Source organism: Pseudoalteromonas sp. TB25, assembly GCF_000497995.1.
Lineage (GTDB): Bacteria > Pseudomonadota > Gammaproteobacteria > Enterobacterales > Alteromonadaceae > Pseudoalteromonas > Pseudoalteromonas distincta.
On sequence record NZ_AUTI01000098.1, the window covers coordinates 1 to 3,424 of the forward strand.

At 39.7% G+C, this 3,424-nt stretch carries 2 protein-coding genes and 1 pseudogene; 1 reads left to right on the top strand and 2 read right to left on the bottom strand.

The genetic code is table 11. From position 1 onward, the window contains the following. Positions 1 to 258 (top strand): annotated as a pseudogene (locus L652_RS0101925) (DNA mismatch repair endonuclease MutH); the annotation flags it as partial. A 193-nt stretch (positions 259 to 451) separates the two neighbouring features. On the opposite strand, the gene eno reads toward L652_RS0101925, so the two are convergent. Both eno and L652_RS0101935 read right to left on the bottom strand, forming a co-directional pair. Continuing rightward, positions 452 to 1,750, bottom strand: coding sequence for a phosphopyruvate hydratase (gene eno / locus L652_RS0101930; RefSeq protein ID WP_002958706.1), 1,299 nt, complete (start codon positions 1,748 to 1,750; stop codon positions 452 to 454). Positions 1,751 to 1,862: 112 nt separating this feature from the next. Continuing rightward, positions 1,863 to 3,424 (bottom strand): CTP synthase (locus L652_RS0101935; RefSeq protein WP_024595055.1); only part of this gene is annotated, 1,562 nt, incomplete at its 5' end.

The following is a 3,424-nucleotide window of genomic DNA, read 5'->3' on the forward strand; positions in this document are numbered from 1 at the left end:
TGGCAGCCTTCACCTGAACAAGACGCTTTGTTACAGCGCGACTGGGAAGAGCAAATGGAGCTAATTGCGCTAGGTAGAGTCGACGAAATATCAGGCCATTTAGGCGATGCTATGCAAATACGCCCCAAAGCTGCTCATAGTAAAATAGTCACTGATGCTATTGGCCCAAATGGGCAAATAATTAAAACCCTACCCCGTGGTTTTTATTTAAAAACCAGTTTTACAGGTGATATTTTAAAGCAGCAGTTTCAGCTATGAGTGCGTAAGAAGTTAAAGCATGAGTAAAGCGTTATACTTTTGTGCTCCACTCTTTAGTGCTGCGTACATCAACAAGCTTAAAGCATACAATTTATTTTCATCTCTTTGGAAAAAGTATCAGGCATAAAAAATCCCCGCATAGGCGAGGATTTTATCATCTAAAATTAAAAGTTATATTCTATGTAAAATAGAATTACTGACCTTTAACTTCTTTAAGACCGTTGTACGGTGCTTTATCACCTAATTGCTCTTCAATACGTAGCAATTGGTTGTACTTTGCAACACGGTCAGAACGGCTCAATGAACCTGTTTTGATTTGACCTGCAGCAGTACCCACTGCTAAATCAGCAATTGTTGAATCTTCAGTTTCACCAGAACGGTGAGAAATAACAACAGTAAAACCAGCATCTTTAGCCATTTTGATTGCAGCTAAAGTTTCAGTTAAAGAACCGATTTGGTTAAACTTAATTAAGATTGAGTTAGCAATACCGTTGTCGATACCACGTTTTAAAATCTTCGTGTTAGTTACAAATAAATCATCACCTACTAATTGGATTTTATCACCCATTAGTTTAGTTTGGTGTGCAAAGCCATCCCAATCAGACTCATCAAGACCATCTTCAATAGAAACGATTGGGTACTGATTAGTAAGATCTTGTAAGAAGAAGTTAAATTCTTCAGAAGTGAATTTTTTACCTTCACCTTTAAGATCGTAGATGTTTGCTTCTTTGTCGTAAAACTCAGATGCAGCACAATCCATCGCTAAAGTAATATCTTTACCTAGCTCGTAACCTGCGTTTGCAACAGCTACTTTGATTGCAGCAAGAGCCGCTTCGTTAGATGCAAGGTTAGGTGCAAAACCACCTTCATCGCCAACCGCTGTTGAATGACCATCAGCTTTAAGCACTTTAGCAAGGCTGTGGAATACTTCAGCGCCCATACGTAGGCCTTCGCGGAAGTTTTTAGCGCCAACAGGTTGGATCATGAATTCTTGAATATCTACAGAGTTATCTGCGTGCTCACCACCATTGATGATGTTCATCATTGGAAGTGGCATAGAGTAAACACCTGGTGTGCCATTTAAGTCAGCAATATGTTCATAAAGCTCAACTTTTTTAGACTGTGCAGCTGCTTTCGCAGTTGCTAGTGATACAGCTAAGATTGCGTTTGCACCTAATTTTTCTTTATTTTCGGTACCATCTAAATCTAGCATCACTTTATCAACAGCGTTTTGATCTAATGCATTTTGACCAGCTAAAGCATCAGCAATTTCTTTATTAATATAACCAACTGCTTTTAATACGCCTTTACCTAAGTAACGTGATTTATCACCGTCGCGTAACTCTAATGCTTCACGAGTACCAGTAGATGCGCCTGAAGGTGCTGCTGCACGACCCCAAGAACCATCTGCTAAATGTACGTCTGCTTCAACAGTTGGGTTACCACGCGAGTCCATAATTTCGCGACCGATTACTTTTACGATTTCTGACATCTTGATTCCTCTATATTCCCAAAATGGTGAGTTCAGCTAACTTTACTACGTTTTATATAGCTTAGTCAGCCCTTAAAACAAAAAAGCCGTGCAATATGCACGGCTTTTAAAATTACGAATTCGCTTTTTGGTGGATGTGTGCAGCTGCTACAAACCCTTCAAATAACGGATGACCATCACGTGGCGTTGACGTGAATTCCGGATGGAACTGCGCGGCAATAAACCATGGGTGATCTTTATTTTCGATAATTTCTACCAGTTTTTTATCTTCTGATAAACCAGTAAAGCTTAAGCCTGCTTTTTCAAGTATTTCTACGAAGTTATTATTTACTTCGTAGCGATGACGATGACGTTCAACAATTTCGTCGCTGCCATATACTCCATGTACTTTAGAACCAGGCGTTAAATGACATTTTTGTGCGCCTAAACGCATAGTGCCACCTAAATCAGATTTTTCGCTACGTGTTTCAACATTACCTTCAGCATCTAGCCATTCAGTAATTAAGCCAACTACCGGTGCTTCTGAATTTGCATTAAATTCTGTAGAGTTTGCATCTGTTAAACCTGCAACATTACGTGCATATTCAATTAATGCTACTTGCATCCCTAAACAAATACCTAAGTATGGTACTTTATTTTCACGTGCATATTTAGCTGCTAAAATTTTACCTTCAACACCACGTCCGCCAAATCCACCCGGTACTAAAATAGCATCTAAGTGTGAAAGTAATTCAACACCTTTGCTTTCTAAGTCTTGTGAATCTACGTATTCAATGTTGATTGTTAGGCGGTTTTTAAGACCCGCATGCTTTAATGCTTCGTTAACCGATTTGTACGCATCTGGTAATTCAATATATTTACCAACCATACCAATGGTCACTTCACCCGTTGGGTTAGACTCTTGATAAAGTACTTGTTCCCACTCAGCTAAATCAGCTTCTGGTGGATCTAAGTGAAAACGACGACATACAAAGTTATCTAATTCTTGTGTTTTTAATAACGCAGGAATTTTATAAATGCTGTCTACATCTGGTAGTGAAATAACCGCTTTTTCTTCTACGTTTGTGAATAATGAGATTTTTGCACGCTCATTATTAGGTAGTTTACGGTCTGAACGACAAATAAGAATATCTGGCTGAATACCGACTGAGCGTAACTCTTTAACAGAGTGCTGAGTTGGTTTCGTTTTAACTTCACCGGCAGGGCCTAAAAATGGCACTAGCGTTAAGTGAATAAATAGCGCGCGTTCGCGGCCAATTTCAGTTCCCATCTGACGAATTGCTTCAATAAACGGTTGTGATTCAATATCACCTACAGTGCCGCCAATTTCTACAATAGCAATATCATAACCTTCAGCACCGTCGTATACACGCTGCTTAATATCGTTAGTGATATGTGGAATAACCTGAATAGTAGCACCTAGGTATTCACCACGGCGCTCACGACGTAATACGTCTTCATATACACGGCCTTGTGTGAAGTTATTACGACTAGTCATTTTGGTACGGATAAAACGCTCGTAGTGACCTAAATCAAGGTCAGTTTCTGCGCCGTCTTCTGTAACGTAAACTTCACCGTGTTGAATTGGGCTCATTGTGCCTGGGTCAACGTTGATGTAAGGATCCAGCTTTAAAATGGTAACATTTAAACCACGGGCTTCTAAAATAGCGGCCA